At 41.1% G+C, this 5,265-nt stretch carries 6 protein-coding genes and 1 pseudogene; 4 read left to right on the forward strand and 3 right to left on the reverse strand.

Going from position 1 to position 5,265, the window contains the following annotated elements; translation table 11 throughout:
* A pseudogene (locus GXZ17_RS06555) lies at positions 1-225 on the forward strand (hypothetical protein); the annotation flags it as partial.
* Here the strand turns inward: GXZ17_RS06555 and GXZ17_RS06560 are convergent.
* The gene (locus GXZ17_RS06560) at positions 215-1,072 is read right to left on the reverse strand and encodes a radical SAM protein (RefSeq protein WP_409376491.1); all 858 of its coding nucleotides are present in this window, start codon (positions 1,070-1,072) and stop codon (positions 215-217) included. The pseudogene GXZ17_RS06555 and the gene GXZ17_RS06560 overlap by 11 nt on opposite strands.
* A 56-nt stretch (positions 1,073-1,128) precedes the next feature.
* On the opposite strand from GXZ17_RS06560, the gene GXZ17_RS06565 reads away from it, so the two are divergent.
* The gene (locus GXZ17_RS06565) at positions 1,129-1,647 is read left to right on the forward strand and encodes a flavin reductase family protein (RefSeq protein ID WP_409376492.1); all 519 of its coding nucleotides are present in this window, start codon (positions 1,129-1,131) and stop codon (positions 1,645-1,647) included.
* Positions 1,648-1,652: 5 nt separating this feature from the next.
* On the opposite strand, the gene GXZ17_RS06570 is transcribed toward GXZ17_RS06565, so the two are convergent.
* Both GXZ17_RS06570 and GXZ17_RS06575 read right to left on the reverse strand, forming a co-directional pair.
* Entirely contained in the window at positions 1,653-2,396 is a 744-nt protein-coding gene (locus tag GXZ17_RS06570) for a slipin family protein (protein ID WP_409376493.1), read from the reverse strand.
* Positions 2,397-2,398: 2 nt separating this feature from the next.
* Entirely contained in the window at positions 2,399-3,640 is a 1,242-nt protein-coding gene (locus GXZ17_RS06575; protein WP_409376494.1) for an NfeD family protein, read from the reverse strand.
* 71 nt (positions 3,641-3,711) lie between these two features.
* On the opposite strand from GXZ17_RS06575, the gene GXZ17_RS06580 reads away from it, so the two are divergent.
* Together GXZ17_RS06580 and GXZ17_RS06585 are read left to right on the forward strand one after the other, a co-directional pair.
* Entirely contained in the window at positions 3,712-5,046 is a 1,335-nt protein-coding gene (locus GXZ17_RS06580) for a B12-binding domain-containing radical SAM protein (protein ID WP_409376495.1), read from the forward strand.
* A 33-nt stretch (positions 5,047-5,079) separates the two neighbouring features.
* On the forward strand, positions 5,080-5,265 hold a 186-nt coding region (locus tag GXZ17_RS06585), incomplete at its 3' end, for a hypothetical protein (RefSeq protein WP_409376496.1).

Raw genomic sequence — 5,265 nt, forward strand, 5'->3', positions numbered from 1 at the left:
AGTGGAGAAACAGCGGTAGTAATAAAGTTAAACGAAGGTTTGCCTATCCGTCCTGTAGTACGAGTCATAAAAGATGAAGAGGGTAACACTCTGAGCAAACCTCGAGATATAGATTTAATGAAGGAGTTAGCCATATCTATTCTCTGTAGTGGTGATGAAACAGCGGAGGATTTTTATCCCTCGAGTGATATTTCTCGCTTTAAGGAAATGGACTTTATCGATTAATTTCTAATAAATCACTTCCATCGCAAGGCAAATCGTTCCAGTTAGCTAACCCTTCCCGACACGAAGAAAAAGGAAGGGAGAAAGAATGAATGGTGGCTCTCGCTTCTTCCAGCAATTTTACTCTTCGGTTGTCTTCCAGATAAATACTGTTTCCTATTTTTTTGGTATACCAATCCTTGGTTTTTTGTAAGGAGGGAAAAGTGGTGGTAATCCTTTTCCAGGAATCGGGCCGTGGCTTAAAAGTAGAGACTACCACCTGGTTTACATAGGGAGAGAGAAGAGATAGTATTTCTTTCCATTCTTCAGGTTTATCATTGATTCCGGCAATAAGAGGGTCAATCCTCAATATAGTGGGAATACCGGCCTCGTGGAGTTCAATTAAAGCCTGAGCCCGCTTTTGAGGAGATGGGGCTCCTCCTTCTAAAACAGAAGCAATAGAGGAGTTAAAAGTGGTGACAGTAATACTTACTGCTGCTTTCATGGTTTTCAGGATATCTATATCCCGGGTAACCAATGTGGATTTAGTGAGAATAAGAACGGGGAGACCTTTCTCCCGGCATAGGTTGAGAATCGCTCGGGTGAGTCCTCGCTTTTCTTCCTCCGGAGGATAGGGGTCAGAAGAATTAGAAAGAGAGAGATATCGGGAAGAATCTATTTCTTCCAGGTCTTTTTCTACTTTTTTTAAGATACCAGGTTTTTCTCGCACCTCGAAAGCCCGGGGGATAAAAGAAGTAGTATAACAATAAAGGCAGCGATGGGCACAACCGGTGTAAGGGTTGAGAGTATATTTGGCAGGACAACTGCACCACTTCCCCTGCCAAGGATCGAAAGGTTTAATTATTCGCATTGACCTTCTCCTGTTTCTGTTTTATTATAATATAAACTATCATGGGAGGTGGAATTTTGTCTTTTCGGAAAAGTGACTGGTTAGAAGCTGGAAAAATAGCTCTAGAAACTTTAGAAAATCTGGGAGGAGTTTTCCTTATTTCTAACGATAAGGAGAGCCTCCGTCCTAATGTGATGACCATTGGTTGGTTAGAATTAGGGATAGTATGGAGAAGGCCAATAATTACCGTTTTAGTTCGACCTTCTCGCCATACCTTCTCTCTTTTAGAGGAAAACCCTTTTTTTGTGGTGGGTGTTCCTCCCTCTTCCTGGAAAAAGGAAATTGACTTCTGTGGTAGCACCTCAGGAAGAGAGGTGGATAAATTTTCCCAGTGTGGGTTTAACCCCGTCAATATAAATGATTTTCCTGTTCCAGTTATTGAAGGATGCGAGGTAGCCTTTGGCTGCGAAATAATACAGAAAACCAGGGTAGAAGCCGGAAACTTCATTGCCTCTATTCTCGATGAGTTCTATCCCCAGGACGATTACCATTCTATTTATTTTGGAGAGATAAAAGAAAGCTGGAGCAGAGGTTAAAAAGCTTAATCCTTTATTCCAAAGGCTTTCAAAAACTCCAGGGGGAGGGGGAAAAATATTGTTGTAGCAGTCTCTGCTGAGATATCGCTTAAGGTTTGAAGATAGCGTAACTGTAAGGCAACGGGGTTTCTGGCAATAATCTCAGCCGCTTGAGAGAGTTTTTCTGCTGCCTGGAATTCCCCTTCGGCGCTAATTATTTTCGCTCTTCTTTCTCTTTCGGTCTCTGCCTGCCGGGCCATAGCTCTTTTCAGTTCTTCAGGAAGAACTACTTCTTTGATTTCTACTGCTGATACTTTTATCCCCCAGGGGTCGGTTTTTTCGTCAATTATTTTTTGTAGAGCCTCGTTTATTTTATCCCGGTGAATAAGAAGCTCGTCCAACTCTGATTGTCCCACCACACTGCGCAGAGTAGTTTGGGAAATTAGAGAAGTAGCAGCTATATAGTTTTCTACTTTAGTTATTGCATCCTCAGGGCTTAGCACTCGAAAATAAACTACCGCGTCTACAGTAACAGGAACGTTATCCCGGGTAATAAGAGACTGCTTGGGAACATCCATAGTTACCACTCTCAGGTCTATTTTAATTAGCTGATCGATAAATGGTACGACAAAGAAAAGGCCTGGTCCTTTTGCTCCCACCAGACGCCCCAGACGGAAGATTACTCCTCTCTCATACTCTCTTACTACTCGAATTGCCGAGGCTAGAAAAATAACTGCAATAACTACTATTACCCAAATTACTAAACTCATTTTTATTCCTCCTTTTTAACAATCAAAGTTTGTCCCTCCTTCTGAGAGACAATCACTTTTTCTCCTTTTTTAACCGGACTTTCTGCTCTGGCCCACCATAGTTCTCCCTCTACTGTTATAAAACCCTCGGGATTCAAATCTTCTTTAGCTGTACCTACTTCTCCAATTAAAGATTCTATCCCCGTTACTACCTTTTTCCTCATTGTTCTTAGAGCCATACCTAGGGCAAATACAAAGAAAGCTGCAACACAAAGTACAGTGGTTATGATAACATTTAGTGGCAGCGTTACCCCTCCTTGGATATCAAAAAGCATTAAGGAGCCAAAAAAGAGTGCTACTGCACCTCCTGCAGTTAGTACTCCTATTCCTGGAGTAACTAAAAGATCCAGAATAAAAAGTAAGAGCCCTAAAAAGATGAAGAGAATGCCAGCTAAATTAATGGGAAAAATAGAAAAAGCATAAAAAGCCAAAAGCAACAATATAGTTCCAAAGACTCCAGGGATAATAGCTCCGGGATTAGAAAGCTCGAATATAATTCCCAGAGCGCCAATCACTAAAAAGAGGTAAGCTAGGGTGGGATTGAGGAGAAAGTGAAGGAATTTTTCCTTTTCTTTCATCTTTACTTCTATGATCTGAGGATTTTTAATCCCTAAAAATTCTATAATTTCTTCCGGGCTCTCAGCGATCCCGTCGATCATACCTTTTTCTTGCGCTTCTTTTTCGGTGAGGGAAATGCTTTCTCTAACCATTTTTTCCGCTATTTCTGGATTACGTCCTCGAGTTTCTGCTAAAGTTCTAATGAAAGAAGCTGTGTCATTGACTATTTTTTCACTTACTTCCTGTCCTTCCACAGTTACAGGATGAGCAGCACCAATGGTAGTGTTGGGGCTCATAAAAGCGTGATGAGAAGCCATAACGATAAAACTTCCCGCTGAGGCAGCTCGGCTACCGGGGGGATAGACATAGGTAGTTACAGGAATGGGAGACTGGAGAATAGCTTTAATCATGTTACGCATGGATTCCTCTAACCCTCCCGGGGTGTCTAAGAGGATTAGAATGACTTTAGCTTCTTCTTTTTTTCCCTCTTCTATTAAACGGACGACAAATTGCTCAATAACCGGGTTAATGATTCCTTCTACTTTTCCTAATATAACTTTTTCTTGAGCTTGTACAAGTGGAACCCATAAAAAGCTGATGATAATTAGTAATAGCAGCAGGAAGGAAAATTTAGTTTCTCTTTTCATAGTTTTAATTGTATCATAAAAGTATGGTAAAATATAATCCCTCATTCCGAGGAAGAAAGGATGGAAATTTTTTGAATATACTTCTTGTTGCTCCGGGCACAGATAATTTACAGCGGAAGGTGAGAGTTGTTCCTTTCCCCCAAGCCAGCCTGCCCCTTCTTGCAGCTTTAACTCCTTCTCATCATGAAGTAAAAATCATTGATGAGCGCCTGGAAAATATAGATTTTGATGGAAAATGGGACCTGGTAGGAATTACAGTTATGACTGCTACGGCTTATCGGGCCTATTATATTGCTGATGAGTTTAGAAAGAGAGGAACAAAGGTAGCGTTGGGGGGTATTCACCCTACAGCTTTACCTGATGAGGCTATTCAACATGCCGATAGTGTGGTAATAGGAGAGGCAGAAGGCCTCTGGGAAGAACTTCTGGGAGATTTGGAAGAAGGAAAATTAAAAAAGTTTTACCGTCATGATTGTCCTCCGCCTTTAGCGGGGCTTCCCTGTTCTCGCTTGGATTTACTAGATAAGAGGTATTTACTGAGACATGTCTTCCAAACTACTAGGGGGTGTCCCCATAATTGTGGATTTTGTTCTGTCTCTACTTTTATGGGGCGCAGATATCGTCATCGCCCGGTGGAGGAGGTGATAGAGGAGATCGGTCATTATCCCAATGCTCGCATCATTGGTTTTCTGGATGATAATATCGTGGGTAATCCTCGTTACTCTCGAGAGCTATTTCAAGCTTTAATTCCTTTTCGAAAAAAGTGGATAAGCCAGGGGACTTTGAAGCTGGCAGAAAATGAAGAGTTATTGAAACTGGCAGCCGAAAGTGGCTGTATTGCTCTTTTCGTGGGTTTTGAGTCAATTAACGAAGATAGTCTAAAAAAGATGCATAAAAACTTCAATAAAGTAAGCAAATATAAAAGGTTGATAGATAAATTTCATGAATACGGCATTATGATAATTGGCTCCTTTGTTTTTGGTTTTGACGAAGACGACTCTTCTATTTTTCAACGAACCCTCAGTTTTTTGGAAGGTGTCAATTTAGATTTTGCCCAGTTTTCTATTCTTACTCCACTTCCAGGAACGGAGGTTTTTAAACAGCTTGCAGAAGAAAAACGGATTTTTTCTTATGATTGGAGAGAATATGATTTTGCTCATGTAGTTTACCACCCTCTACGCATGACCCCTCAAGAACTCCAGGATGGTTACAATTATATTTTCCGCCAATTTTACTCCTTATCCCGAGTGGTAAAAAGAACTATAAGAAATTGGAGATATGCTCATTATTTTTTGCCGGCCAGTATTTATTACCATTGGGTGTCTCGCCACCCTAAATCACTTCCTGAAGAAGCAGCTTCTGCTCCGCTTTCTCTAAAAGACAAAAAACAATCTCCCGTAGTTTAGGTAAGTAAATGAATTTAAAAAGGCGGTGATTTTATGTCTTTACCGGCAAGTGAACTAGAAATCAGATTGCAAAAAGTAAGGGAACTTCTTACCCTGAAAAATCTTTCTTGCGGGCTAATTTATTATGATGAGTTAAACATTGCCAACGGTTGGTACCTTTCAGGGTGGTGTCCCCAGTTTGAAAGCGGAGCCGTTCTGGTTCCCGTGCAAGGCGAGCCG

It is taken from the genome of Candidatus Sordicultor fermentans, from assembly GCF_012728195.1.
In the GTDB taxonomy this organism is placed as follows: Bacteria; Atribacterota; Atribacteria; order Atribacterales; family Caldatribacteriaceae; genus Sordicultor; species Sordicultor fermentans.